Genomic DNA, 26,738 nt, shown 5'->3' on the forward strand with positions numbered 1-26,738 from the left:
TGCTGGCGACAACTGACTAGCATGCGAATCGCACTTATCTTGCTGTTACTACTAGCGGTGGCAGCAATTCCTGGCTCTTTGTTCCCACAGCGAAATCAAAACCCACTACAAGTAAAACAATATTTTATTGATAACCCAGCAACTGCAATTTGGCTTGATCGCTTGAGTCTTTTTGAGGTTTACAGTTCACCTTGGTTTAGTGCTATTTATCTCTTGCTATTCATTTCATTAATTGGTTGTGTATTGCCCAGGAGTATCGAGCATTTGAAAGCAATAGGCGCCCAACCGACCATCACGCCCAAATATTTAGACCGTATGGAGCACTTTGTTGAGATTAAAAAGATAGATCTAGATCAAGCAGCAGCTTATTTAATAAAGAACAGATATCGAATACGCAGGGATGAAAATTCGATTTCAGCTGAAAAAGGATATGCACGCGAGAGTGGGAATTTACTATTTCACCTGTCCTTGGTCTTGGTATTGATAGCAATTGGTGTTGGCTCATTATTTGGCAGTAAGGGTGACGCGATTGTTAATGTTGGGGATAGGTTTATAAATACACCCACCTCGTATGACATCCTTGGATTTGGAAAGTATCAGGCGGAGGATTCACTGCCACCGTTTTCACTAAAAGTTGAAGATTTCAAAGCTGAGTATGACCCAGTAACCAACGCGCCAATTGATTACACGTTAACTGTAAGGACGGCTAATCCTGCTAATTCCCCTGAAACAACTGAGGTAATTAAGGTTAATCAGCCGCTGGCATACGGGAGTACAAAAATATATTTACAGGCAAATGGTTACTCACCAATAGTTATTGTAAGAGACAAAAGTGGCAAAGTTATTTTTGATGGACCAACTCCATTTTTACCTCAGGATGGAAACCTTTCTTCAATCGGTGCCATAAAAATCCCAGATATGAATCCTCAAATTGGGTTTGTTTCTTCATTTCTACCGACCGCAGATCGGGATCCGATTCGTGGTGGATTTTCCTCCTACCCTGAGGTTCTAGATCCAAGGCTTTTAGTTTCAGTTTGGAAAGGTGATCTAGGCCTTAATACTGGAGTTCCCCAATCTGTTTACCGAATTGATACCAGCAAGATGGAGCGGATTGGACTAAAAGCTTTAACTGTAAATGAAACTTATGATTTTGGTGAGGGCAGCATCACATTTACAGGTTGGAAATCTTGGGTTAACTTACAAATAGTTAATGATCCTGGGAAAGGATTCGCACTTCTTGGTGCAATACTTGCCATCTCTGGTTTATTGATTTCACTATTTACTAGACAAAGAAGAGTTTGGATTAAGCAAGGTAGAAAAACTCAAGTTGCCGGTCTTGCTAAAAATGGCATACCAGGACTTGAGCAAGAGATAAACAACTTAGTAAAGGAGTTAAGTAATGAGCGATAATTCAGCTGCGTTACTTTCTAATAATTTCATTTACTCAGCGATGCTGTTTTATACATTAGCGTTTTTATCTCACGCAGTTGAGGTTGCTTGGTCTGTCAAGACTCCAGCCTTAGGTGTTAAGAAAACTAAACTAGATTTCTCTCGAACTCAACGGGTGGGAAGACTTGCATCTGCCTTTTTAATTTTAGGCTTTTTATTACTTCTAGTAGGTGTAATTTTTAGAGGTATGTCAGCAAATCGGGTGCCATGGGGAAATATGTATGAGTTTTCAATTACTGGCGCCCTTGCATTTACAGCCGCGTATTTGTTTGCATTACAAAAATACAAATTTCGTTGGTTGGGCTTGCCAGTTTCATTAGCGGTTTTATTGACCCTGGGTACTGCAGTGACTTTGTTATATCGACCAAGTGCGCCATTAGTTCCTGCACTTAAATCACCTTGGTTGGTAATACATGTATCGACCGCGATTATCTCTGGTGGAGTTTTCTTACTTGCAAATTGCATCGCAGCTGCTTATTTAATTCTGGATAGATACGAGCAGAAATCTGGTCGTCCTGCCTGGGCAATAAACCTGCCAACTCTAGAGACTCTAGATAACCTCTCTTATCGATTAGTTGCACTGGTGTTTCCACTTTGGAGTTTTTCAGTAATTGCTGGGGCTATTTGGGCTGAGGCGGCATGGGGACGCTATTGGGGATGGGATCCAAAAGAAACTTGGGCATTTATTACCTGGGTAGCGTATGCAGCCTACTTACATGCACGAGTAACAGTTGGATGGCGCGGTAAAAAAGCTGCTTGGCTTTGCTTACTAGCTGGATCTACATTCTTATTTAATTATATTTATATAAATGTGTGGGGCACCGGCCGTCACACATATTCAGGCTTATAGCTTTCTTAAAAAGTCTGGATCATCATCTGGTGGAATGATTTTTCTTGGTCCACCACGTCCCTTACCTGGCCTTTTTGGTCTGCCTGCGATGAACCAAGCAATACTCCCCACAAAAATACCTCCAGTGAAAACAATAATTAATAGCCACGCCCATTTTGGAAATCTTCGCACTTTTTCTTGTGGGGTTATCGCACACTCAACAAAAGCATAAATAGTTATCACAGTTGCTAAAATTGCAAGCAATCTAATCATGCGCAGAGTTTACTACTTTTAAATATAAAGTGCAGCAGCAATTAAGGCTGACATAAGTAATTGAAGTCGTGCGGTGTTATTGAGCACATTGATTAGTTCTGCATCTTTTGCCCCATCTAAAACCTGCCTAATAGCTTGGTATGTAAATGGCACACAAACAAGAGTTAGCACTATTAATTGATCGATCGTGATCGCAGTAAAAGCCAGTACTTGAGCGGTAATTAATAAGAATGTAAAAAACTTACGGGTATTAAGATCTCCAATTCTAACCGCAACTGTGCGCTTACTAACTAACGCATCTTTTGGTAGGTCTCGTAAATTATTGATAACTAAAATTGCACAGGACAGCACGCCGACCGGGACTGATAGCAAAAGTATTTGCCAATTTAACTGCTCAGATTGAATATAGTAACTTCCAACTGTGGCAACTAGACCAAAAAAAACAAATACAGATAACTCACCAAATCCCAAATACCCATAAGGTTGTTTGCCGCCGGTGTAGCCCCAAGCTGCCAAAATCGAAATACCACCAACTGGTATTAGCCACAGTGAGACATTTAGTGAAATTAAGCTGCCTGCAGTGACAGCGATCAAAAATGAGATGTATGAGGCGGCTTTAACCGATTTAGCTGATGCCAATCCTGATGCAACTAATCTGATTGGCCCTACTCGGTTTGTATCAGTGCCACGAATCCCATCAGAGTAGTCATTGGCATAATTAACCGCGACCTGAAGAGACAACGAGACGATCAAAGCCAGTAGGGCGTTAATCCAGTTAATTTCTAACGAATAAAATGTGCCAACTAAAACTGGAGATATTGCTGCAGGAAGTGTTTTAACTCTGGCACCAATGATCCACTTATTCATCCATCACCTTTATCTTTTTTGCTAACTCGCTAGCTTTCACGCGATCTGGCTTATCAATAACTGTTTTAGGTATTTGATCAAATAAGTATATTTTCTTTGGGGTATAAATAGCGCCAAGAGTTTGGCGTAATTTTCCAAGTTGCATTTGAGAAGTGCTGCCGACGCATAGCTGCTCACCCCACACCTCATCTGGCATTGCAAAAGCAATCAAATCTTGGGTGGGATAAATTTTTGCAATCATTTCTTCAACGAGGGCTAGTGATATTTTTTCACCGCCTGAAATTATTACATCATCAGCTCTACCTAAAACTTTAAGTAAGCCATTTGATATTTCTCCTAAATCATTGCTTTCAAACCAACCACTATTACCAATCTGACTTATCTCACCTGCAGCTGAAAGGTATCCAGATGCCATCATGGGGCCAGACAACTGAATTAATCCAGCAGGTGAAATTCTCACTCCAACACCATCAAGTGGCTTTTGATTGTAAATACAACCTCCACACATTTCAGTCATACCGTAGGTGGTAACAACTTGAACATGTTTACTCGCAGCATCTTTTTTCATTTTTTCACTTATTGGTCCACCACCCACTAGTACTGCCTCAGCAGCAGTTAAATGTTCAAGTAATTTTGCATCATTGGTTAAGGCTTTATGAAGTTGGGTGGGAACAACCGAAATAAAATCAGTGTCAATGTATTTTTCTACATTTCTATTATCGACAACTTTTGTCCCGAGGGCAGTTGCTCTAAAAATTACATTTAATCCAGCAATATGAGTTGTTGGCAATAAAAGTGACCAGCTATCTCCAGGGGTTGCACCCAAGAATTTATGGCTGGCATTTATAGATGCAATTAGCGCAGTAGATGAAATAGCGACAGATTTTGCTTCACCTGTTGAACCAGAGGTGGAAACAACAAGTGCAATTGATTTATCAATTGTTTTTTTGGAAACCTTACCGACTGCTAGCGCAGGGCCGGATCCTTCAAGTGCTACCGCTAAATTTTCCTGTAGCTGTGGGATTGACCACTCAGCCTGAATAGGGATTAAATCGCGCAGTTCTTTTTCTCCCATAATCACCGTAGGCTATCTCTTATCTAAATACTACTTAAGCCTTTGGAGCATATCTTGAGCAAGCCAATTAAGCGACAGCCAGGTGAGAGAGTTATCCCTAATTGGCAAACAGGTAGTGGTGGGGAAAAGTTTGTTGATATTAAATATCAAACCGCTGAGGGTATGGCGAAAATTACAATCAATCGCCCAGAGGTTCGAAATGCTTTTCGGCCACAAACTCTTTTTGAATTAGCCGAGGCATTTAATCTTGCGCGGGATAATGATCAAGTTGGTGTAATTATTTTCACTGGCGCAGGCGATGAGGCGTTTTGCTCTGGTGGTGATATCAATGTTCGTGGTGATGATGGATATTTAGGTGATGACGAACTTAGTAAAAAAGGTATTGGTCGACTAAATGTTTTAGACCTGCAGGTTCAAATACGCAGAACTCCCAAACCAGTTGTAGCAATGGTGGCTGGCTGGGCAATAGGTGGCGGACATGTGTTGCATGTGGTTTGTGATTTAACAATTGCTGCTGATAATGCAAAGTTTGGCCAAACAGGTCCGATGGTTGGCTCTTTTGATGGCGGATACGGTGCCGGTTTACTTGCAGCACATGTTGGGCAAAAGAAGGCTCGAGAGATTTGGTTTTTGTGTAGGCAATACGATGCACAAGAGGCGCTAGAAATGGGGTTAGTAAATACAGTGGTGGCTGTTAACGAATTGGAAGCAGAAACAGTTGCTTGGGCGCGAGAAATGTTGCGCCATTCGCCAATGGCACTTCGCCTCCTTAAGGCCAGCCTTAATGCCGCAGATGATGGTTTAGCTGGTGTTCAACAATTAGCAGGGGATGCAACCATGTTGTTTTATTTAACAGAGGAGGGTCAAGAAGGTAGAAACGCCTTTAAAGAAAAGCGTGAACCAAATTTTAATAAATTTCCTAAACGACCTTAAGTAATGTTTCCGTATCAACTACAAGTAGTCGCCCTACCAGTTAAATCTAATTTTCGTGGTCTAAAATTTCGAGAAGTAGCAGTATTTGAAGGCCCAGCTGGTTGGAGTGAATTCTCACCATTTATCGAGTATCAAAATAAAGAGGCTGCCGCCTGGCTTAAAGCTGCTATTGAATCTGCAACACTCGCCACTCCAACAGGCATTAGAGATGTAATTCCAATTAATGCAACTATTCCAAATGTTCCAGTGACTGAGGTAGCAGGCCTACTAAAGGATTTTGGTGGTTGTAATACGGTAAAAATAAAAGTCAATGATTATAAAAATGATCGCGCGATAGCAGCTGAAGTTATCAGAGTTATTCCAAGTGCAAAAATTAGAATTGATGCTAATGGTGCTTGGAATTTAGAAGAAGCTGTTATAAATATAAGGAATTATGAGGATGAATTTGTTAGCCACCTAGATTATGTTGAGCAACCATGTATTGATATAGCAAATCTTAAATTACTTAGAAAAAAGATAAAAACCAAAATTGCAGTGGATGAATCAATAAGGAAACATCTAAACGGTGATCTGACAAAACTGAAAGAGGTTGCTGACATAGCAATTATTAAATGGGCACCAAGTGGTGGTATTACTGCTGCTTTGAACCTAATCGAAAAAATCAAACTGCCCGTAGTAGTTTCAAGTGCCCTAGATAGCAGTATTGGTATATCTAATGGTTTGGCACTTGCATCAGCAATTCCTAATCTCTACGGCCCATGTGGGTTAGGAACAGTTGCACTACTTAAAGCGGATGTAACAAGTGCTCCACTGGTAGCCTCTAATGGAGTGCTGAAGAATCAAAAGATAACTCCAGATCGGATAAGTGAATTAAAAGCTGGTAAAGATAGGCAAACTTGGTGGCAGGATAGGGCAAATGCAATTTATGATGGAGGGCTAATTTGAGCAATTCAACTAAATTAGCCCACTCACTGCTTAGGCAATTAATCGAAGTTGGCGTAAGTGATTTTGTAGTATCTCCAGGATCGCGTAATGCACCCTTTTTGATTGCATTAGGCGAAGCGGCTAAGAAGCAAATTATTGATTTGCATGTAAAAATTGATGAACGTGGTGCTGCATTTTTTGCGTTAGGAATAGCTAAAGCGAGTAAAAATTATGTAGCAGTTATCTGCACGAGTGGTACTGCTGCAGCCAATTTTCATCCAGCAACACTAGAAGCTTTGCATAGCAATGCTAAATTGCTAGTTATTACCGCTGATCGACCTGCTCGCCTTAGAAAAACTGGTGCAAATCAAACCACAAATCAAGTAGATATTTTCTCTCAGATTAAAACTCATGATCTATCTACGGAAATAAATTTGAAGCCATTGCTAATTGGTGGACCACTGCACCTAAATGTGCAATTTGATGAGCCACTAATTAGTGAAGAAAAAAACGATTGGTTAGCTGGTGTAAAGATCGCTCCCACTAAATATTTAAACAAAATTGGTGGCAAGCTTGATCTAACTACTGGTGTACTAGTTATCGGCCATGATCGTGCCGGCTTTACAGTTGACGAGGTAAATAGCTTTGCTGAAGAACTCAAGTGGCCGGTTATATCTGAAGATCCAATTTCATTCCCTCAAGCAATTGCACACACATCCTTATTCCTTACCGATTCAAAAATTGCTAATGAATTAACTCCTGAAAATATAGTTTTAATTGGTCGGACAACACTGTCTCGAGGTACAAATGCATTTATAAATCTTTGTAATAATTTGGTTGTAATTGATCCCAGAGTTGCAGATATTGATAACAAGCGCGAGGCTGATTTAATTCTTTCCTCACTGCCAACCGAAGTTACTACTCAAAAGAGTGACTCATCCCTCTGGCAAAAAGCATCAAATATTGCAGCAGCTGAAATTGAGAGCATAACTTGGTCAGAACAATTAGCGGTGGTAAATATCTGTAAAGTGCTAGCCAATGAAACTGCGTTATTTGTTGGATCTTCAAGGCCAATAAGGGATATTGAAGCCTTTTGTAAACCACGCAATGGAGTGCAGGTGTTTAGTAATCGAGGCCTGTCTGGAATTGACGGCAATATTTCAACAATTTTCGGAATAGCTAAAGAGTTTGAAAATACCAGCGCGATACTTGGAGATTTAACTTTCTTACATGACATCTCTGCGTTAGTTAATAGATCAGGTGAAAATATTCGCATCTTTGTACTTGATAACAATGGTGGTGGAATCTTTTCAACCCTGCCACAAGCTAATGCAGATAATTTTGATCAGTTATTTGGTACACCACATAATTTAGATTTAGAAAATGTCGTGGCTGGGTTTGGAGTTAAATCCACAACTGTAAGTGATTTAAAGGGATTACAACTGCATTTATCTAAGCCAATATCTGGCCTAGAGGTGGTAATTGTTAAGGTGCCAAGTAGGTCAACAAATGCTGGTAATTTAAAACAAATAACTCAGAGAGTATCTAGTGCAGTGCGCATTGGAATTAATTTAGACTGACTTTCCGCAAACTCTTTTTCAGGGTTTGAATCAGAGACTATTCCGCAGCCTGCAAAAATTCTTATAGATTTACGATCTTGTGAAAGTAAGCCGCACCTCAAAGCGATTGCAATTTCGCCGTCACCTTGGGCATCAATCCAACCAACCGGACCCGAATAGCGGTCTCGATCCATTTGTTCAAGCTGTGTAATATATTTTTTTGCAACCCCTGTTGGTGTTCCACACACTGCAGCAGATGGATGAAGCTGATTTACTAATGTAAAAATATCTGCCTGTTTTGCACTGCTGTTTAAAACTCCAGTCACATCGGTAGCAAGATGCATGACATTTGATAAATGTAGAACAAATGGTGATTCGGGAACATTGGTTGATGAACAAAATGGCGCAAGACCATCAGCCACAGATTTGACTGCGTACTCATGTTCTTCTAAATCTTTTGAGGATTTTGCCAAGGATGCAGCCAATGTCAAATCTCTATCTTCATTACCTGATTTACGAATAGTTCCAGCTAATACTCTGGAAGTTACTAATGATTTACTTAATCTGACTAATAGCTCTGGAGTTGCACCAACTAAGCCATCAACTAGAAATAACCATGTAGATGGGTACTCAATCTCAAGTCGCTGCAACAAACTGCGTGCATCAATTTCCTTGGTAGAGGTAGCGGTTAAATCGCGAGCAAGGACAACTTTTTCTACCAGACCATCTTTGATTGCAGCGATTACAGAAGTTACCTGCTTACGCCAATTTTCTTCACCTTTATCCGCATTTTGCCAGGTAATCTCGCCACTAACAGAGGCGTTATTAATACTCTCCAAATTAGGTTGTTTTGTATCACCAATCCAAGTTACCCAAGATTTGCCACTTTTTTGTCCAAAAACAACTTCAGGGATAACTAGCACTGAAGGTGAGGCGGAATCAAATGCGAAGGAAGCAAAAAGTAATGGCCCAGTGCCACTACCGTGGACATTATTATTAATTTGAAACTCCGAAAGTTGATGATTCCACCACGCTCGCGCTTGATCGAAGCGGTCCTCACCGGTAACAATTAATTTTTTATACGTCCCAAAACCCACTAAACCATCACCGCTTCTTATCCATGCGCTAGATAGATCTAAATTAGTTTTTACCGAGGATAACTTTGGATGCTCTCCCAACATTTCAGTGGTGATTAAAACTGACATGATGAAATTTATGCCTATCTATTTGTGTGATTTGTGTGTAAAGCCTACTGCCTAGAGAATAGGGGTGTGGTCCGCGCTAATCTGAACAAAGATCCAGACGATGTATCAAAGATGTTTGATGGCGTGGCAAGTAGGTATGATTTTTTAAATGACTTGTTAAGTTTGGGCAGAAGTAAGGCTTGGCGTAAGGCTGTGACCAGCATCATTGCCCCAAAGACTGGTATGAAAGTTTTGGATATTGCAGCTGGTACTGGATCATCATCAAGACCTCTGGTAGATAAGGGTGCTGAAGTAACAGCGCTAGATTTTTCAGCAGGAATGTTAAATCAAGGCCGGAGACAACACAAAGATATTAATTTTGTGCAAGGTGATGCACTAAAATTACCATTTAGTGAAAACACTTTTGATGTGACAACTATTTCTTTTGGTCTTCGCAACACGACTGATTCTATTGGAGCACTTAGAGAAGCCCTACGAGTAACAAAATCTGGTGGCAAAATAGTAGTAGCAGAGTTTTCGCATCCAGTTAATAAAATTTTCAGAAAAATTTATTTAAATTATTTAATGAGAGCACTTCCAATAATTGCGAAGCGAATAAGTAAAAATCCTGCCGCATATATCTACCTAGCAGAATCAATCCAGGCTTGGTCAGATCAGGCGGGGCTAGCCTTAATAATGCGTGAATGCGGGTGGAAATCTGTGGCTTGGCAGGACCTTACCTTCGGAATTGTCGCAGTTCACATTGGATACAAGGCTTAGGTGGCAAAAGCCACCGCTGGCTAACAATAAGATTTGACGGTATGAATCCCTCAATAAATCCATATGTTCCAATCCTGGCGATCGGGGCAATTGGCTTGGGTTTTGCCATTTTCTCAGTGTTAGCTGCCGCTCTTACTGGACCAAAAAGATATAACAAAGCTAAGTCAGATGCTTATGAATGCGGAATTCAACCTTCACCGCAGGCAGCCGGCGGTGGAAGATTTCCAATAAAATATTTTCTAACCGCGATGTTGTTTATCGTTTTTGATATTGAAATTGTCTTTCTATATCCATGGGCAGTTGCCTTTGATCAACTTGGGTTATTTGGTTTGGTTGAAATGGGATTATTTATTGCCACCGTATTTGTTGCCTACGCCTATGTTTGGCGCCGTGGTGGACTGGAGTGGGATTAAAAATGGGTTTAGAAGAAAAATTACCAAGTGGGTTTTTGTTAACTACGGTTGAAAAACTTGCTGGTTATATGCGAAAGAACTCATTATGGCCAGCAACCTTTGGTTTAGCATGTTGTGCGATTGAGATGATGGCGGCAGGTGCTGGTAGATATGACTTAGCAAGATTTGGAATGGAAGTATTTCGTGCCTCCCCTAGGCAGGCAGATTTAATGATTGTTGCTGGCAGAGTAAGTAACAAAATGGCGCCAGTTGTTCGTCAAGTTTATGATCAAATGGCTGGCCCAAAATGGAGTATCGCCATGGGAGCTTGTGCTTCTTCAGGTGGCATGTTTAATAACTATGCGATTGTGCAAGGTGTTGATCACATAATTCCAGTAGATATCTATTTACCTGGTTGTCCACCAAGGCCTGAGATGTTGATGGATGCAATTCTAAAATTACATGAGCAAATTGGTAATGAAAAATTAGGTGCAAATCGCGAGAAAATAATTAAAGAGGTAGAGGCAGCGGCGCTCGCCGCAAAGCCAACTCATCAATTAAAAGGATTATTGGCATGAGCGAAAAAGGAATGTTTGGTATTCAAGGAAGTGGTGATACTTCAGGTTTCGGTGGCTTGGTAAATACAACCGTAACGGTTGGTTCAACCGAACGTCCATTTGGTGGATATTTTGATCAGGTTGCTGATGATTTAGAGCGTGCTTATCCACTTTTTAGTGATGCGATCGAGAAGGTAGTTGTGGATCGAGGCGAGCTGACATTGTTTGTGAAGCGCGATCGATTATTTGACGTGGCAAAGGTTTTGCGGGATCAACTTAGATTTGAAATGTGTATCAGCGTAAGTGGCGCACATTATCCAAGTGAAGTAGGACGGGAATTACACTCGGTTTATTCGCTACTTTCAATCACTAGAAATCAAAGAATTAGATTAGAGGTTTGTGTATCTGAAAAAGATCCTCACCTGCCTTCACTAGTTGAGGTCTGGGCAGGAACCAATTGGCATGAGCGTGAAACTTACGACATGTTTGGAATTATTTTTGATAACCATCCAGGCTTAACTCGCATTTTGATGCCAGATGATTGGTCTGGATTTCCGCAACGAAAAGATTATCCACTTGGCGGAATCGAGATTGAATATAAGGGTGCAACTATTCCAGCACCATCTGAGCGTAGGAGTTATAAGTGAGTACATTCACCGATCCATACGCATCTACACAAGAAACTACTGAAGGTCGGGTTTACTCCGTTACCGGAGGCGATTGGGATGCACTAGTTACTGAAATTGGCGCCACAAAGGAAGAGCGTGTGGTTTTAAACATGGGACCACAACATCCTTCTACTCACGGTGTATTGCGATTAATTCTTGAATTAGAGGGTGAAACAATCACTGAGACCCGATGTGGAATTGGTTATCTACATACGGGCATTGAGAAAAATACTGAATTTAGAAACTGGACCCAAGGCGTAACTTTTGTAACCAGAATGGATTATTTGTCACCAATATTTAATGAAACTGCCTACTGCCTTGGTGTAGAAAAACTTCTTGGAATAACAAATGATGTCACTGAACGGGCTACTGTAATTCGAGTAATGATGATGGAATTTAATCGCATCTCATCCCACATGGTCGCGTTAGGAACTGGTGCGCTTGAATTAGGGGCACTCTCACCAATGATCTTCGCATTTAGGGAGCGGGAAAAGGTATTAGATATTTTTGAATTACTCTCTGGTTTGCGAATGAATATGGCATATATCCGTCCCGGAGGTTTAGCTCAGGATCTGCCAGCTGATGCCTTAAGCAAGATAAAAGCAACGGTTAAGGACTTAAGACATAGCTTTAAAGATAATGAAAAACTCTTGGTTGGTAATTCAATCTTTATGAAGCGTACCCAAGGAATTGGTTACTTAGATTTAGCTGGCTGCACAACACTTGGCATAACAGGTCCAGTGCTTCGAGCAACTGGTCTGGCTTGGGATTTGAGAAAAGCACAGCCATATTGTGGTTATGAAAATTACCAGTTTGATATTCCAACCACAGATAGTTGTGATGTTTACGGTCGATTTTTAATCAGAATGCAGGAGCTAGAGCAGTCATTGAGAATTATTGAGCAGTGTGTAACAAAACTAGAGAAACTAGAGGGACAACCTGTAATGGTTGCGGATAAGAAGATCGCTTGGCCATCGCAATTATCTGTGGGGGCAGATGGAATGGGTAATTCACTAAATCACATCAGAGAGATAATGGGTGAATCAATGGAAGCGTTGATTCATCACTTTAAGTTGGTAACTGAAGGATTTAGAGTTCCAGCAGGTCAGGTTTACACCGCAATTGAATCTCCAAGAGGTGAGCTTGGTGCTCACCTAGTTTCTGATGGTGGTACCCGTCCTTATCGTGTCCACTTCCGTGACCCATCTTTTAATAATTTGCAATCAACTGCAGCGATGTGTGAGGGTGGTCAAATTTCAGATGTAATTGCAGCGGTGGCTTCAATTGATCCAGTAATGGGTGGGGTTGATCGATAATGGCGTACACATCAGATCAAATTTCAATAATGGATTCGATAATTGCAAGATATCCACGTAAGCGATCTGCAATTATGCCGTTGCTGCATTACACACAATCAATTGATGGATATATAACCAATGAAGCAATTGAATTGATTGGCGAAAAATTAGAGCTGGCAACCGCGGAAGTAAATGCCGTCTCATCATTTTATACTCAGTATAAAACTAAGCCAGTTGGCGAATATCATGTTGGTATCTGTACAAATACCTTATGTGCAGTCATGGGTGGCGATTTAATATTTGATTCAGTAAAAGAGCATCTTGGCATTGAAAATGATGGTGTTACAAGTGACGGGAAAGTTTCAGTGGAACATATCGAGTGCAACGCAGCGTGTGATTATGCACCAGTGGTAATGGTCAATTGGGAGTTTTATGACAATCAAACTGTGCAATCAGTCAAAGATTTAGTTGATAGTGCAAGAGCTGGCACTCCACCGGCGCCAACTAGAGGTCCAAAAACTTTAAGAACATGGAAACAAAACTCTGCTGTCTTGGCAGGAATTTCAGATGGACTTGCGAATGAAGGAGTACAAGCCGGGGATGCAACCTTGCTTGGTTTAAAGAAAGCAAAGGGTGGAGCATGAGTAAATTAACTCCAGTTCTTTCGGCGCATTGGGATGAGCCAGATTCATTTACTATCGCTGGATATAAGCGTCATGGAGGTTATGGCGCTGTTTTAAAAGCTTTGGAAATGAAGCCTGATGAAATAATTCAGTTGGTAAAAGATTCAGGATTGCGCGGTCGTGGTGGCGCAGGATTTCCAACTGGTAATAAATGGGGATTTATTCCGCAAGGAGATAATAAAGAACATTACTTTGTAGTCAACGCAGATGAGTCTGAGCCAGGCACTTGTAAAGATACGCCGCTGTTGATGGCAAACCCACATGTATTAATTGAGGGCATAATTATTGGCTCCTATGCGATCAGAGCAAACTATGCATTTATTTATATTCGAGGTGAGGTAACCCATGTAGTTCGCAGAGTTCAGCAAGCAATAGAGGATGCTTATGCAGCTGGATTATTAGGTAAGAACATTTTAGGAAAAGGATTTGATTTAGAGTTGGTATTACATGTTGGTGCCGGTGCATACATATGTGGTGAAGAGACTGCGCTACTTGATTCACTAGAGGGATTTCGTGGTCAACCTCGACTACGTCCGCCATTTCCTGCGATTGCAGGTTTATATGCAAAACCAACAGTGGTAAATAATGTGGAATCAGTCGCCTCCGTGCCAGCAATTATTAATAATGGCGTTGCTTGGTTTAATAGCTTAGGTACTGAAAAAAGTAAGGGCTTCACGCTTTACTCTTTGTCTGGACATGTAAATAATCCAGGACAATTTGAAGCACCTCTTGGAATTACCTTACGTGAATTACTTGAGATTGCTGGCGGTGTAAGAAAAGGACATAAATTAAAGTTTTGGACACCAGGTGGATCATCAACTCCTATATTTACTGATGCGCATCTTGATACTCCACTTGATTACGAGGGTGTAGCAGCTGCGGGCTCAATGCTTGGCACTAAAGCATTGCAGATTTTTGATGAGACAACATGTGTTGTCCGAGCAGTACTGCGCTGGACTGAGTTTTATAAACATGAATCATGTGGCAAGTGCACACCATGCCGAGAAGGAACTTGGTGGATGGTGCAGGTATTAAAAGATTTAGATGCGGGTAAAGGAAGTGAAGCAGATTTAGATAAGTTGTTAGATCTATGTGACAACATCATGGGTAGATCGTTTTGCGCATTGGCAGATGGCGCAGCAAGTCCAATTATTTCCTCACTTAAGTATTTCCGCCAAGAGTACCTAGACCACCTATCTGCTGGTGAGTGTCCATTTGATCCAATGGCTGCAACACTGTTTGAAACCTCAGGTGTCAAATGAGTATTCAAGAGTTAAGTACTGAGCAAGAGGTAGAGATGATCACCTGTGTGATCGATGGCTTTGAAGTAACAGTTCCAAAGGGAACTTTAGTTATCAGGGCTGCAGAAAAACTAGGGATTCAAATTCCAAGATTTTGCGATCATCCATTGCTTGAACCAGCTGGTGCTTGCCGGCAATGTTTAGTTGATATTGAAATAAATGGCAGAGCATTTCCAAAACCACAGGCATCCTGCACAATCCCAGTTGAAAAAGGAATGGTGGTTAAGACCCAACTTACCTCCCCAGTTGCGGACAAAGCTCAAAAGGGAATTATGGAGTTACTACTAATTAATCACCCACTTGATTGCCCGGTTTGCGATAAGGGTGGTGAGTGTCCTCTACAAAATCAGGCGATGTCTAATGGTCGAGCAGAGTCTAGATTTGAAGGTGAAAAGCGAGTCTTTGAAAAGCCAGTGGCGATTTCATCACAGGTTTTATTGGATAGAGAGCGTTGTGTGCTTTGCGCTCGCTGCACTAGATTTTCTGAACAAATCGCTGGTGATCCTTTTATTACATTGAACGAACGAGGCGCACTACAACAAGTAGGAATCTATGAAGATGAACCTTTTGATTCTTATTACTCCGGTAACACTGTACAAATCTGTCCAGTTGGAGCATTGACTGGAACCTCATATCGATTCCGCGCTCGACCATTTGATTTAGTTTCAACCAACTCTGCCTGCGAACACTGCGCATCAGGATGCGCAATGCGCACTGATGTTAGACGAGGTAAAACACTGCGCAGATTAGCTGGTGAGGATTCAGAGGTTAATGAAGAGTGGAATTGCGATAAAGGCCGTTGGGCTTTTAAGTATGAGGTAGCAAAAAATAGAGTTACCAAACCACTTATAAGAGATGAAAATGGTTTATTGCAAGAAGCATCATGGCCAGAGGCATTGGCAGCGGCTGCAGCAGGATTAAAAAATGTAACGGCTGGAGTATTAGTAGGTGGCCGGGTAACAGTTGAAGATGCTTACGGTTACAGCAAATTTGCTCGGGTTGCACTTAATACCAATAACATTGATTTTCGTGCTCGCACTCACAGTAGTGAAGAATTAGATTTCCTGGCATCTACTCCCATCACTGCTACTTATAAAGATATTGATAAGGCAGATCATGTGGTGCTAATTAATTTTGAACCAGAGGATGAATCACCAATAATTTTCCTTAGAATTTACAAGCAGGTCAAAAAGCGCGCGATAAAAGTAAGTAGTATCGCAGCATTTGCTAGCAGGGGCAGTCAAAAGTTAAATGCAAATTTAATTAAAACTGCAACCGGAGCTGAGGTTGCGGCAATTAACTCAATTACTGGCCTAAGTAGTAAATCAGTGGTTTTAGTTGGTGAGCGAGCTGTGGAAACTCCAGGAGCATTATCGGCCGCGGCAAAGATTATTGCTACCAGTGGTGCAAAATTAGGATGGATACCCCGCAGAGCAGGTGAGATGGGCGCGTTGTCAGCTGGTGCTGTGCCAAATTTATTACCGGGCAATAGACCTTTAGATAATGCATCTGCCAGAGTGGATATTGCAACAGTGTGGGGTAGTGAATCTTTACCTACTTCAACTGGAATGAGCACTATCGAAATTATTAATTCAGATCTGCAAGCAGTAGTTGTTGGTGGTGTTGATCCAATGGATATTTCACCTGACGCAAAGGTGAAACTATCAAAGAAATTTATAGTTTCTTTTGAAATTCGTCACAGCGATATTACTGAAATTGCGCAAGTTGTTTTCCCAGTTGCTACCGTGGTTGAAAAAAATGGATCATTTATGGATTGGCAAGGCAAGGCTCGTAAGTTTGAATCTGCAGTTGATCAATCACTAAATCGCAGTGATGTAAGAATTCTTTCAATGCTTGCAGATGAAATTGGTAAGCCAATAAATTTACCAACCGTGAAGGCTGCTAGAAATGAGTTTGAATCTATCGGAAACTGGGATGGTGAGAGAGCTGCGATGAAAGCTACTGCTTCGTCCGAGATAAAATCTGTCAAAGCAGATGAAGCGTTTTTGTCCTCTTGGCGCAATTTGCTGGACAAGGGATCGTTACAAGATGGTGAAGAAAATCTCGCTGGTACCGCTCGCCAATCTGTTGTGGTGATTAGTCAATCCAGAGCAAATCTACTTTCCGTTAAAGAAAGTGATCTAGTAAGAGTTTCAAATGATTATGGCGCAGTAACTTTGCCGTGTGTAATTGAAGATATTGATGATTCCTCAGTTCACCTGCCAAGAAATTCAATCGGCAGTCAATTATTTAGAAACCTAGGCGTAGTTAGTAATTCAATTGTGAAGGTAGCCAAAGCATGAGTAATGCAGAATTAATTGGCCAAGATCCAGGCTGGATTATTGCTTTAAAAGGTCTAATTGTTTTTGCTGCGTGTGTTTTTCTAACCATCATGTCAGTGTGGGGTGAGAGACGAATAGTTGCCAGAATGCAGCAGCGCAGTGGTCCAAACCGAGTAGGAAAGTTTGGTTTACTCCAAGCTTTAGTTGATGGCGTGAAGTTGGCATTAAAAGAGGATTTGATTCCAAAAGCTGCCGATCGAATCGTATTTGTTTTAGCACCAATAATTAGCACAACTGCTTGTTTTATGGCTTTTGCTGTAATTCCAATGACCGGGCCAGTTAATTTCTTTGGCCAACAAACTGCGATGCAATTAACAGACCTATCAGTTGGTGTGCTTTATGTACTAGCGATCGCATCCGTTGGAGTTTATGGAATTGTCTTAGCTGGCTGGTCCTCAGGCTCAACATATCCATTGCTTGGCGGTCTTCGCTCATCAGCACAAGTAATCTCATATGAAGTGGCAATGGGCTTGTCTTTGGTCGCAGTATTTATTTATGCAGGTTCAATGTCCACATCTGAAATTGTGGCAGCACAAGATCAGTGGTGGTATGCAGTAGTTCTGTTTCCATCTTTTATTATTTATATGATTTCAATGGTTGGTGAAACCAATCGTGCACCATTTGATTTAGCAGAGGCAGAGGGTGAATTAGTAGGTGGATTCCATACTGAGTACTCCTCATTAAAGTTTGCTTTATTCTTCCTGTCTGAATATGTAAATATGATCGCGGTTTCTGCCCTTGCTACAACATTATTCCTAGGTGGTTACCGAGCACTTCCTGGTCTTGGTTTTACCGAACAGTGGCTGGGTGGTTGGTTTACATTATTTTGGTTCTTGATAAAAGTCTTGGCATTTTTCTTTGTTTTCGTTTGGTTAAGAGGTACTTTGCCGCGACTTCGCTACGACCAATTTATGAAGTTCGGCTGGAAGGTATTAATTCCATTCTCGCTGGCCTGGATCATGGTGGTAGCAACATTAAGAGTTTTATCACAGCAGAATGCTCCAAGATTGGTAATTTTTGCCTTTGTCTTTGCAGTGGCGCTTATTTATTTAGCGGTGACATCATTAGTTGACCGCAAGCAAAATCAGATTAAAAAAGCCGCAAATTTGATAGATGGTAATGAACCAGAATTTCCTATACCAGCAATACCAACCTCTAGAGTGGAGCAATTAAATGGCTGATGAATTACTGCCACGGCATCAAGAGTTTGGTCTGGCTAAATCGGATCAAGATAAAGCGCCTATTACAAACCAGGAGAGTGCAAGCTTTCCTAAACAACTTCTTGGTTTTTGGGTGACTTTTAAAACTATGTTTAAGAAAGTTAATACAGTGCAGTATCCAGAGGAGAAAGAGCCGACCGCTGAAAGATTTCACGGCCGTCATCAGTTAAATCGCCATCCAGATGGATTAGAAAAATGCATTGGCTGTGAATTATGTGCCTGGGCATGTCCGGCAGATGCCATTTATGTAGAAGGTGCCGATAACAAAGAAGGTGAGCAATACTCCCCTGGCGAGCGTTACGGCAAGGTTTATCAAATAAATTATTTACGCTGCATATTTTGCGGATTATGTATTGAGGCTTGTCCAACTAGAGCATTAACAATGACAAATGAATATGAACTTGCAGATAACACTAGAGCCAAATTAATCTTTGAAAAAGATGATTTGTTGGGACCCCTTCGCGCTGGCATGGTGCCACCGCCTCACCCAATGTATCCAAACACTGATGATGGAAACTATTACCGCGGTGAGGTAACTGGCTCACATCCATCACAAGGAGTCGCAAAAAGTGATTAATTTAGCTTTAGATGTCGGCATAACTGCAACACCAGAGTCGTACCTATTTTATTTTTTAGCACCACTTTCAATTTTGGCATCTCTTGGAATGCTTATAGTGAAAAAAGCAGTCCATTCAGCATTGCTGCTTGCTTGGGTAATGATTTCATTGGCAATTTTTTATATTGCCCAAGATGCACTTTTTCTGGGGATTGTGCAAATCGTTGTTTACACCGGAGCGGTAATGATGCTATTCCTATTTATATTAATGTTAGTTGGTGTAGATACCTCTGATTCACTGGAAGAAAATATTCCAGGCCTAAGACCAATTGCAATTGTTGCAGCCATTGGTTTTGGTGGATTATTAGTTTCATTGATTGCTCGCGCAACATTTGGTAGGCCAATATATGGATTAAGTGCAGCAAATGCTGAAGGAAATGCATTTGGTATTGCAGAGCAGTTATTTACAAAATATGTGTTTGCATTTGAGGTTGTGTCAGCTCTGCTGATTACGGCGGCAATCGGTGCAATGGTTTTGGGGCATAGTCAAAAAACAAGATCTCAGTTTGCACAGCGTGATCTTTCTATTGCCCGATTTAGAAAAGGTGAGTTAAAGGATGCGGCTGGACTACCGAGTGCTGGTGTTTATGCACTTCATAACGCGGTAGATGTCCCGGCCCTGCTACCAACTGGAAAGGCTGCACCAACTTCAATTTCCAATGTTCTACAAGCTCGTGGCGACATGATTGAAAGCGCCAATTTCCAAATGAAAGAGGAAGACGAGGAGGAAAAGTAATGGATATCGCTAATTATCTTTATCTTTCCGCAATCCTTTTCACAATTGGTGCAATTGGTGTTGTGGTTCGACGCAACTCAATAGTAGTTTTTATGTGTATTGAATTAATGCTGAACGCAGCAAATCTTGCATTTGTAACCTTTGCCAGGATAAACAGCAATCTAGAGGGGCAAGTAGTTGCCTTTTTCACTATGGTTGTGGCAGCTTGTGAAGTGGTCGTTGGACTCGCAATCATTGTGACCATATATCGATCACGCCGCTCGGCATCAATTGATGATGCAAGTTTGTTGAAGCGCTGATGATACAAACTTCAGCTAACTTAGCTTGGCTAATAGCACTTCCACTATTTAGTTCAGCAATTTTGTTATTAATTGGCAGACGAGCAAACTCTTGGGGTCATGTGATGGCCTGCATAGTCTCTGCTTCAACATTCACAATTGGCTTAGTTGAGTTTTTTGCGATGCAATCTAGGTCTGAAGAAAATCGTGCTGTTACCCAAAAGCTATTTACCTGGATTTCAGTTGGTTCATTTAACGTCGATGCGGCATTGCTTTTAGACCAATTATCGATTTGTTTTGTCCTACTAATCACTGGCGTTGGAACCTTGATTCATGTTTATTCAATCGCGTATATGTCACATGATCTAGATCGACGCAGATTTTTTGCTTATTTAAACCTATTTATCGCCGCCATGCTTTTATTAGTTCTTGGAGACTCATACCTAAATCTTTATGTGGGTTGGGAAGGAGTTGGCTTAGCCTCCTATTTGTTAATCGGATTCTGGAATCAAAAGCCAGCTTATGCAACTGCTGCTAAAAAAGCTTTTGTCGCCAATCGAGTTGGTGATGTCGGCCTATCACTTGCAATCATGATCGCTTTTGCAACCTTTGGCGAAGTTTCATTCTCAGGTATTAAAGAGCAGACTGAGTTGGCTTCAACTACTCAATTAACTGCAATTGGTTTGATGTTGTTGCTAGCTGCCTGTGGTAAGTCAGCGCAATTCCCATTGCAATCCTGGCTGGGAGATGCGATGGCGGGTCCAACACCAGTTTCAGCACTTATCCACGCTGCAACTATGGTTACAGCAGGCGTTTATTTAATTACTAGATCCAATTTTATTTTCGATGCAGCTCCAACTGCGCAACTTATGGTAATCATTGTTGGCGGCATAACACTTCTGTTTGGAGCAATCATTGGTACAGCAAAAGATGATATTAAAAAGGCATTAGCCGCATCGACAATGTCACAGATCGGATACATGATCTTAGCAACGGGCCTTGGTCCAATCGGCTACGCCTTTGCAATTATGCATTTACTAACCCATGGTTTTTTTAAGGCAAGTATGTTTTTGGGTGCTGGTTCGGTAATGCACGGCATGAAAGATGAAGTAAATATGCGAAAGTATGGCGGAATTGGAAAGTTTATGCCGATAACCTTTTTAACATTCGGTCTAGGTTACCTAGCAATTATCGGTGTTCCACCATTTGCTGGCTTTTACTCCAAAGACAAAATTATCGAAACAGCATTTAATGCTGGTGGCAGCAAAGGTTTGCTTCTAGGAATTGCCACATTACTTGGTGCAATGATCACCGCCTTTTACATGACAAGAGTTGTTTTACTTACTTTTTTTGGCAATGAGCGGTGGGGGCATAAGGATGAGCCTGCCGAAAGCCCAGCACTTATGTTGATTCCAATTGGATTGCTCTCAGTTGGGTCGGTTGTCTCTGGATTTTTCTTAGCACGTGGTGAAGCACTAGTGCATTGGTTGGAGCCAGTGGTTAATCCACTTAAAGAACACCACTCGGAAGAGTTTTTATCACCCATTATCGTTTCATTACTAACCATTACTGCGGTAATTATTGGTGTAGCTATAGCGGTTAATAAATATCGTGGCGCACAAGCAGATTTGGCTCCAGAAAAAGTTTCCATACTTACCGCTGCAGCAAGAAAGGATCTATTCCAAGATAGCTTGAATGAAGCTGCATTTATGCGCCCTGGCCAATCATTGGTAAGTAGATTGCTTAAGATCGATTATCTAGTTATTGACGGTTTAGTAAGAGCGGTAGGAAGTGTCTCAGTAACCGCTGCCAACAGAGTTAGGACTCTACAAAATGGCTATGTAAGAAGTTATGCATTGATGATGGTAATCGGGGCACTTGCGCTGATAGCGGTAATTTGGTCGGTGAGCGCATGAGTTTATTGACGGCGATCGGAGTATTGCCATTAATTGGTGCAATTTTTCTCGCGGTCGTACCGAGTAAAAATATTGAATTAATAAAAAGATTTGCATTTGGTGTTACTTTAATTGTTGCTGCACTTTCAATATTACTTGCCACCGGATTTGATAGAGCCTCTACCAAAATGCAATATGTGCAGAGTAATTCTTGGATTTCATCATTTAATATCAATTTTGCGGTAGGAATAGATGGAATCTCATTAGTTTTAATATTATTATCTACAATTTTAGTACCCATTGTTGTGCTTGCCACCTGGAATGAAGCAGATGCTGGCCGTTGGGGAGTCAAAAGCTTTTATGTCTTGATACTTGCTCTAGAGACACTAATGATTGGTGTATTCGCTGCGACAGATTTGTTCTTGTTCTACGTTTTCTTTGAAGCTATGTTGATTCCTATTTACTTTTTGATTGGTGGCTACGGCAGCGGTAATCGATCTGCCGCAGCAATTAAATTTCTGCTTTACAGTTTATTTGGTGGATTATTAATGCTTGCTTCAATTATTGGTGTTTATGTCATCTCTGGGAATCAAATTGGAGCAACCTTTGATTTAGCCCAACTTGCAACCTTGAAGATTGATAATCAAACAGAGAATTTCCTCTTTCTTGGATTTTTTATTGCCTTCGCAATTAAGGCACCATTGTGGCCATTTCACACCTGGTTGCCAGATGCTGCTAAATCAGCTACTCCAGGAACCTCTGTTCTACTTCTTGGAGTATTAGACAAGGTTGGCACCTACGGAATGATTCGCTTTTGCATTGAGTTATTTCCGGATGCAAGTAAAACATTTACGCCGTTAATTATCACTCTAGCTGTGATATCGATTATTTACGGCGCATTTATGGCGATTGGCCAAAAGGATATAAAGGGTTTGATTGCATTTACATCAATCTCTCACTTTGGTTTTATCACCATGGGAATTTTTGCTATGACATCACAAGGAATGTCTGGCGCAAATCTTTATATGGTCAACCATGGCTTTTCCACTGCAGCACTCTTCTTAATTGCTGGTTGGATGATGGCAAGACGTGGCTCTTCAACCATTTCTGATTTTGGTGGTTTACAAAGAGTTACCCCAGTTATGGCTTGGACATTTTTTATTGCCGGAATGTCTGGCTTAGCACTACCTGGATTATCTAGCTTTGTTAGCGAGTTTTTAGTTTTAGTGGGTACCTACACTAGGTATCCAGTAGCAGCGGTCATCGGTACCTTAGGAATTGTGCTTGCAGCTTTATATATTTTGATTCCAGTGCAAAAGACATTACATGGGCCAACCACACCAGGAAATGAAAATCTTAAAGATTTAAATCTCAGAGAAAAAATCGCTATCGCACCAGTAATTTTAGTAATTATTTTAATGGGTTTTTATCCAAAACCAGTGCTTGATGTAATAAATCCAACATCGGCGCAAGTAGTTACCAATGCTGGCTTTACTGATCCGATTGCGCAGGTGAGCAAATAATGTTGACCGCACCAGTACTTTCCTACTCTTTACTTGCACCTATGTTGATTGTTTTTGGTGGCGCAGTTGCTGGGGTGTTAGTTGAGGCATTTTTAGGAAGAGCGCAACGAGCTGCAGTTCAGTTAACAATAAGTGTTGGCACCTTACTTCTGGCGTTGCAACAACTTTGGCGAATAAGAGATCTAAGCTCTACTACCGCTGCAGTTAACTCTGTAACCATTGATAAAGCGGGTATCTTCTTACAAGCAACCGTGGTATTGCTTGCACTAGTTGCAGTATTACTAATTGCTGATCAAGATAATTTTGTGGCCCAAGCATCTGCTGTGCCAGGATCAAGTGAAGAGATAAATGCATTGCAACAAAAGAGTCAGCAAACTGAGATTTTTCCACTGTTTCTGTTTGCTGTAGGTGGCATGATGTTATTTCCAGTTGCCACAGATTTGATCACCCTATTTGTTGCACTTGAAGTTTTTTCACTCCCGCTTTACTTATTAGCTGGATTAAGCCGGCGCAAGCGTTTACTCTCCCAAGAGGCAGCGCTGAAATACTTCTTATTAGGTGCATACGCCTCAGCATTTTTCTTATTCGGCGCAGCCTTTCTATATGGATATGCCGGAACTATTTCACTATCTGGTATTAGTGCAGCGTTTGGCACCGCCAACGAGGTGTTTCTGCTGATTGGAATTGTTTTTGTCTCAGTTGGCCTCCTATTTAAAATTAGCGCTGTTCCATTCCACTCTTGGACTCCAGATGTTTATCAAGGTGCACCAACACCAATCACTGCGTTTATGGCTGCCTGCACAAAAGTGGCAGCATTTGGCGCAATCTTAAGAATCTTCTATGTTGGCTTTGCACAATCACAAACCCTCTGGCAACCAATAATTACTGTGATTGCAATCTTGACCATGATATTTGGCTCAATTGTTGCAATCTCACAGCGTGACATTAAACGAATGCTTGCTTACTCATCTATTGCTCATGCTGGATTTTTACTATCAGGAGTTGTGGCATTAAATAAGGATGGCCTAGCTGCTTCACTCTTTTATCTATTTGCATATGGATTCACCACACTGGCGGCCTTTGGCATCATCGGTTTAGTTAAGGACTCAGCGGGTGAAGTTACCGATCTAAATCGCTGGATTGGGTTGGGAAAAAAGTCTCCTCTTGTTGGAGGTGTTTTTGCCTTCTTGCTTCTTAGTTTTGCCGGAATTCCACTAACTTCAGGTTTTATAGCAAAGTTCGCTATTTTTTCAGCAGCATATAAATCTGGAAATATCGCACTTGTAGTAGTTGGCGTACTAGCAAGTGCCGTAGCGGCATTCTTCTACATCAGAGTAATAATTATGATCTTCTTTACCGATCCAATAAATGATTCAGTGTCGGTGGTCATCCCTTCAGTTAAGAGTAAAATTTCTATCTCTGTCGCAACGTTGATTTCAATTGTTTTAGGCTTAGCACCATCACTGCTACTTAATGGCGCAGATAACTTTGCTAATTTTTTAAGATAAATGAATCAGACAGGTATTCCAAATTTAGATCCATCTCTTGAGGCAACCTTGATTGCTGACATGAAAAAAGTAGAGGATTTAATGCGGTCGCATATAAAAGGGGATTACCCTTTGGTGGTTGAGACCTCACGGCATTTAGTTGAAGCAGGTGGGAAACGACTTAGACCACTTCTCACTCTACTGGCAGCACAATTTGGCGACCCAACCAATTACGACATTATCAAAGCGGCTGTTTGTTGCGAGCTTACCCATCTTGCAACTTTATATCATGACGATGTAATGGATGATGCGGTTTTAAGACGCGGAGTAATTAGTGCCAACAAAAAATGGAATAACGCAGTTGCTATTTTGACGGGTGATTATCTCTTCTCCAAGGTTTCAGATATGTTGGCAGATATTGGTCCAGATGCGGTTAAGCTGCAAGCAAAAACATTTGAGCGCTTAGTAATTGGTCAAATTAAAGAGACGCAGGGCAAAAGTGATGGACTCTCACAAATAGATCACTACATGAAGGTAGTAGCTGATAAAACTGGCTCACTTATTGCAACTAGCGCCAGATTTGGCGCCTTGCTATCAGGTGCCTCACCAGCAGTTGTTGAATGCTTAACTAAGTTTGGTGAAAAAGTTGGGGTGGCATTTCAGGTTGCGGATGATCTACTAGATATTGCAAGCAGTGAAACTGCATCGGGCAAGACTCCAGGAACTGATTTAAAGGAGGGCATTCCCACATTAGTTACATTGTTTGTGATGGCAGAAAATGACCCTGCTGATAAAGAGCTGATCAGTAAATTGAGTAAACCAATTAATGATGAGGAGCTTTCGCAAGTAATACAATCATTGCGCACTCATAAGGTGATAGAAAAAGTTAAGGCTTATTTGGCAAAAGTGGCTACTGAGGCAAATGAATTATTGATTGATTTACCAGATGGAGCAGCCAAAGATGCGCTGAAAAACCTAACCTTTGCTTTGGTTACTCGCTCTACCTGATCGATACATATTAATACCCAATAAAATAAGTGCGATCCAAATAAATACAAATCCAAATATCTTTGTGAATGTCAATGGTTCGTGAAAGAGTACAAAACCAACTAAAAACATAATTGTTGGATTTATGTAGCCGAGTAATCCAGTAATAGTCAACGGCAAGCTAGTAGCCGCAGAGTTGAACATCAGCAACGGAATCACGGTTAGCAAGCCTGCAGACATTAGCGATAACGAGAACCCAAGATCTGTACCAAATTGTGCTTGGTTGGTGCTCATTAGGTAGAACATGTAAATCAAACTTGGGGGAAGTGCAAAAAGCATTTCGATTGACAAAGTTTGCAGAGAACCAGCATCAAGTCGCTTTTTAACCAATGAATAACAGCCCCAACTAAAAGCTAAACCAAAGGCGACAAGTGGAATTTGGCCAAAGGCCACAGTTAAGATGCCAACGCCGATTCCAGCAAGTGTGAGTGATAACTTTTGTGTCATATCTAATTTTTCTTTCAAGATTAGGAGACCAAAGCACACCACAACAAGTGGAGTCATGTAATAACCAAGTGATGCTTCAACTACTCGATCTACAGAGACTGCCCAAATGTAAATACCCCAATTGAGTGTCAACAAAAATGAGGACAACGCAAGAGTGAAGAAAGTTTTGATATTTGTAATTAATTTGAGTGCAGCTCGTAATTGTTTTTGAAAGGTAAGAAAAATTAGGCATACAACTAAGGACCAAACTCCTCGATTGGCTAATATTTCATAGGCGGATGCACGCTCGAGCCAGCGCCAATAAACTGGTAGTAAACCCCAGATTACATATGCGCCAACACCATAAAAGATACCCAAACTATTTAGCTTCAAATT

General features: G+C 41.1%; 26 protein-coding genes. 21 read left to right on the plus strand and 5 right to left on the minus strand.

Annotation, left to right across the window (positions count from 1 at the left end):
- The first annotated feature begins 21 nt into the window (after window positions 1-21).
- Entirely contained in the window at window positions 22-1,410 is a 1,389-nt protein-coding gene (resB, locus tag B1s21160_RS00370; RefSeq protein WP_223297958.1) for a cytochrome c biogenesis protein ResB, read from the plus strand.
- The gene (ccsB, locus tag B1s21160_RS00375) at window positions 1,400-2,299 is read left to right on the plus strand and encodes a c-type cytochrome biogenesis protein CcsB (protein ID WP_095671945.1); all 900 of its coding nucleotides are present in this window, start codon (window positions 1,400-1,402) and stop codon (window positions 2,297-2,299) included. Before resB ends, ccsB begins: the two co-directional genes overlap by 11 nt.
- On the opposite strand, the gene B1s21160_RS00380 is transcribed toward ccsB, so the two are convergent.
- Genes B1s21160_RS00380 through B1s21160_RS00390 form a run of 3 tightly spaced genes read right to left on the minus strand, consistent with a single transcriptional unit; the run spans window position 2,294 to window position 4,493 of the window.
- On the minus strand, window positions 2,294-2,551 hold the full coding sequence (locus B1s21160_RS00380; RefSeq protein WP_095671946.1) for a PLDc N-terminal domain-containing protein: 258 nt from the start codon (window positions 2,549-2,551) through the stop codon (window positions 2,294-2,296). The two genes, ccsB and B1s21160_RS00380, sit on opposite strands and share 6 nt — an antisense overlap.
- Window positions 2,552-2,569: 18 nt before the next feature.
- The gene (locus tag B1s21160_RS00385; protein ID WP_095671947.1) at window positions 2,570-3,418 is read right to left on the minus strand and encodes a 1,4-dihydroxy-2-naphthoate polyprenyltransferase; all 849 of its coding nucleotides are present in this window, start codon (window positions 3,416-3,418) and stop codon (window positions 2,570-2,572) included.
- Complete coding sequence (locus tag B1s21160_RS00390) at window positions 3,411-4,493, minus strand: AMP-binding protein (RefSeq protein WP_095671948.1); 1,083 nt, start codon at window positions 4,491-4,493, stop codon at window positions 3,411-3,413. The genes B1s21160_RS00385 and B1s21160_RS00390 overlap by 8 nt, the downstream gene beginning before the upstream one ends.
- Window positions 4,494-4,586: 93 nt before the next feature.
- Here B1s21160_RS00390 and menB point away from each other — a divergent pair, with 93 nt between their 5' ends.
- The 3 genes from menB to menD are packed head-to-tail and all read left to right on the plus strand — an operon-like array spanning window position 4,587 to window position 7,930.
- Window positions 4,587-5,426, plus strand: a complete 840-nt coding sequence (menB, locus tag B1s21160_RS00395) for a 1,4-dihydroxy-2-naphthoyl-CoA synthase (protein WP_257789498.1) — start codon at window positions 4,587-4,589, stop codon at window positions 5,424-5,426.
- Window positions 5,427-5,429: 3 nt separating this feature from the next.
- The gene (locus tag B1s21160_RS00400) at window positions 5,430-6,371 is read left to right on the plus strand and encodes an o-succinylbenzoate synthase (RefSeq protein WP_095671950.1); all 942 of its coding nucleotides are present in this window, start codon (window positions 5,430-5,432) and stop codon (window positions 6,369-6,371) included.
- On the plus strand, window positions 6,368-7,930 hold the full coding sequence (gene menD, locus B1s21160_RS00405; RefSeq protein WP_095671951.1) for a 2-succinyl-5-enolpyruvyl-6-hydroxy-3-cyclohexene-1-carboxylate synthase: 1,563 nt from the start codon (window positions 6,368-6,370) through the stop codon (window positions 7,928-7,930). Before B1s21160_RS00400 ends, menD begins: the two co-directional genes overlap by 4 nt.
- On the opposite strand, the gene B1s21160_RS00410 is transcribed toward menD, so the two are convergent.
- Window positions 7,885-9,114 carry an isochorismate synthase gene (locus tag B1s21160_RS00410; protein WP_095671952.1) on the minus strand — a complete coding sequence of 410 codons (1,230 nt, stop codon included), beginning with the start codon at window positions 9,112-9,114 and terminating at the stop codon, window positions 7,885-7,887. The genes menD and B1s21160_RS00410 overlap by 46 nt on opposite strands.
- 66 nt (window positions 9,115-9,180) lie before the next feature.
- On the opposite strand from B1s21160_RS00410, the gene B1s21160_RS00415 reads away from it, so the two are divergent.
- Genes B1s21160_RS00415 through B1s21160_RS00490 form a run of 16 tightly spaced genes read left to right on the plus strand, consistent with a single transcriptional unit; the run spans window position 9,181 to window position 25,877 of the window.
- The gene (locus tag B1s21160_RS00415; protein ID WP_095671953.1) at window positions 9,181-9,873 is read left to right on the plus strand and encodes a demethylmenaquinone methyltransferase; all 693 of its coding nucleotides are present in this window, start codon (window positions 9,181-9,183) and stop codon (window positions 9,871-9,873) included.
- Between the two features lie 53 nt (window positions 9,874-9,926).
- A complete protein-coding gene (locus B1s21160_RS00420; RefSeq protein ID WP_095672869.1) occupies window positions 9,927-10,286 on the plus strand; it encodes an NADH-quinone oxidoreductase subunit A in 360 nt (119 codons plus the stop codon).
- A gap of 2 nt (window positions 10,287-10,288) precedes the next feature.
- The gene (locus tag B1s21160_RS00425; RefSeq protein ID WP_095671954.1) at window positions 10,289-10,843 is read left to right on the plus strand and encodes a NuoB/complex I 20 kDa subunit family protein; all 555 of its coding nucleotides are present in this window, start codon (window positions 10,289-10,291) and stop codon (window positions 10,841-10,843) included.
- Window positions 10,840-11,469, plus strand: coding sequence for an NADH-quinone oxidoreductase subunit C (locus tag B1s21160_RS00430; RefSeq protein WP_095671955.1), 630 nt, complete (start codon window positions 10,840-10,842; stop codon window positions 11,467-11,469). Before B1s21160_RS00425 ends, B1s21160_RS00430 begins: the two co-directional genes overlap by 4 nt.
- The gene (locus B1s21160_RS00435) at window positions 11,466-12,806 is read left to right on the plus strand and encodes an NADH-quinone oxidoreductase subunit D (protein ID WP_095671956.1); all 1,341 of its coding nucleotides are present in this window, start codon (window positions 11,466-11,468) and stop codon (window positions 12,804-12,806) included. Before B1s21160_RS00430 ends, B1s21160_RS00435 begins: the two co-directional genes overlap by 4 nt.
- Window positions 12,806-13,432, plus strand: a complete 627-nt coding sequence (gene nuoE, locus B1s21160_RS00440; RefSeq protein ID WP_095671957.1) for an NADH-quinone oxidoreductase subunit NuoE — start codon at window positions 12,806-12,808, stop codon at window positions 13,430-13,432. Before B1s21160_RS00435 ends, nuoE begins: the two co-directional genes overlap by 1 nt.
- Window positions 13,429-14,733 carry an NADH-quinone oxidoreductase subunit NuoF gene (gene nuoF, locus B1s21160_RS00445; RefSeq protein ID WP_095671958.1) on the plus strand — a complete coding sequence of 435 codons (1,305 nt, stop codon included), beginning with the start codon at window positions 13,429-13,431 and terminating at the stop codon, window positions 14,731-14,733. Before nuoE ends, nuoF begins: the two co-directional genes overlap by 4 nt.
- Complete coding sequence (locus B1s21160_RS00450) at window positions 14,730-17,075, plus strand: NADH-quinone oxidoreductase subunit G (protein WP_095671959.1); 2,346 nt, start codon at window positions 14,730-14,732, stop codon at window positions 17,073-17,075. The genes nuoF and B1s21160_RS00450 overlap by 4 nt, the downstream gene beginning before the upstream one ends.
- A complete protein-coding gene (gene nuoH / locus B1s21160_RS00455; protein WP_041887794.1) occupies window positions 17,072-18,295 on the plus strand; it encodes an NADH-quinone oxidoreductase subunit NuoH in 1,224 nt (407 codons plus the stop codon). The genes B1s21160_RS00450 and nuoH overlap by 4 nt, the downstream gene beginning before the upstream one ends.
- On the plus strand, window positions 18,288-18,911 hold the full coding sequence (gene nuoI / locus B1s21160_RS00460; protein ID WP_041887797.1) for an NADH-quinone oxidoreductase subunit NuoI: 624 nt from the start codon (window positions 18,288-18,290) through the stop codon (window positions 18,909-18,911). Before nuoH ends, nuoI begins: the two co-directional genes overlap by 8 nt.
- A complete protein-coding gene (locus B1s21160_RS00465) occupies window positions 18,904-19,686 on the plus strand; it encodes an NADH-quinone oxidoreductase subunit J (protein ID WP_095671960.1) in 783 nt (260 codons plus the stop codon). The genes nuoI and B1s21160_RS00465 overlap by 8 nt, the downstream gene beginning before the upstream one ends.
- Window positions 19,686-19,985 carry an NADH-quinone oxidoreductase subunit NuoK gene (gene nuoK, locus B1s21160_RS00470; RefSeq protein WP_041887799.1) on the plus strand — a complete coding sequence of 100 codons (300 nt, stop codon included), beginning with the start codon at window positions 19,686-19,688 and terminating at the stop codon, window positions 19,983-19,985. Before B1s21160_RS00465 ends, nuoK begins: the two co-directional genes overlap by 1 nt.
- Window positions 19,985-21,880 (plus strand): NADH-quinone oxidoreductase subunit L, encoded by a 1,896-nt coding sequence (gene nuoL / locus B1s21160_RS00475; RefSeq protein WP_041887801.1) that lies wholly within the window; start codon window positions 19,985-19,987, stop codon window positions 21,878-21,880. Before nuoK ends, nuoL begins: the two co-directional genes overlap by 1 nt.
- Window positions 21,877-23,382, plus strand: a complete 1,506-nt coding sequence (locus B1s21160_RS00480) for an NADH-quinone oxidoreductase subunit M (RefSeq protein ID WP_095671961.1) — start codon at window positions 21,877-21,879, stop codon at window positions 23,380-23,382. The genes nuoL and B1s21160_RS00480 overlap by 4 nt, the downstream gene beginning before the upstream one ends.
- Window positions 23,382-24,890: an NADH-quinone oxidoreductase subunit NuoN gene (nuoN, locus tag B1s21160_RS00485; protein WP_095671962.1), complete on the plus strand. Its 1,509-nt coding sequence runs from the start codon at window positions 23,382-23,384 to the stop codon at window positions 24,888-24,890. The genes B1s21160_RS00480 and nuoN overlap by 1 nt, the downstream gene beginning before the upstream one ends.
- On the plus strand, window positions 24,891-25,877 hold the full coding sequence (locus tag B1s21160_RS00490; RefSeq protein ID WP_095671963.1) for a polyprenyl synthetase family protein: 987 nt from the start codon (window positions 24,891-24,893) through the stop codon (window positions 25,875-25,877).
- Here the strand turns inward: B1s21160_RS00490 and rarD are convergent.
- Complete coding sequence (rarD, locus tag B1s21160_RS00495) at window positions 25,845-26,735, minus strand: EamA family transporter RarD (protein WP_095671964.1); 891 nt, start codon at window positions 26,733-26,735, stop codon at window positions 25,845-25,847. The two genes, B1s21160_RS00490 and rarD, sit on opposite strands and share 33 nt — an antisense overlap.
- Between the last annotated feature and the right edge of the window lie 3 nt (window positions 26,736-26,738).

Source organism: Candidatus Nanopelagicus hibericus, from assembly GCF_002288005.1.
Classification (GTDB): domain Bacteria; phylum Actinomycetota; class Actinomycetes; order Nanopelagicales; family Nanopelagicaceae; genus Nanopelagicus; species Nanopelagicus hibericus.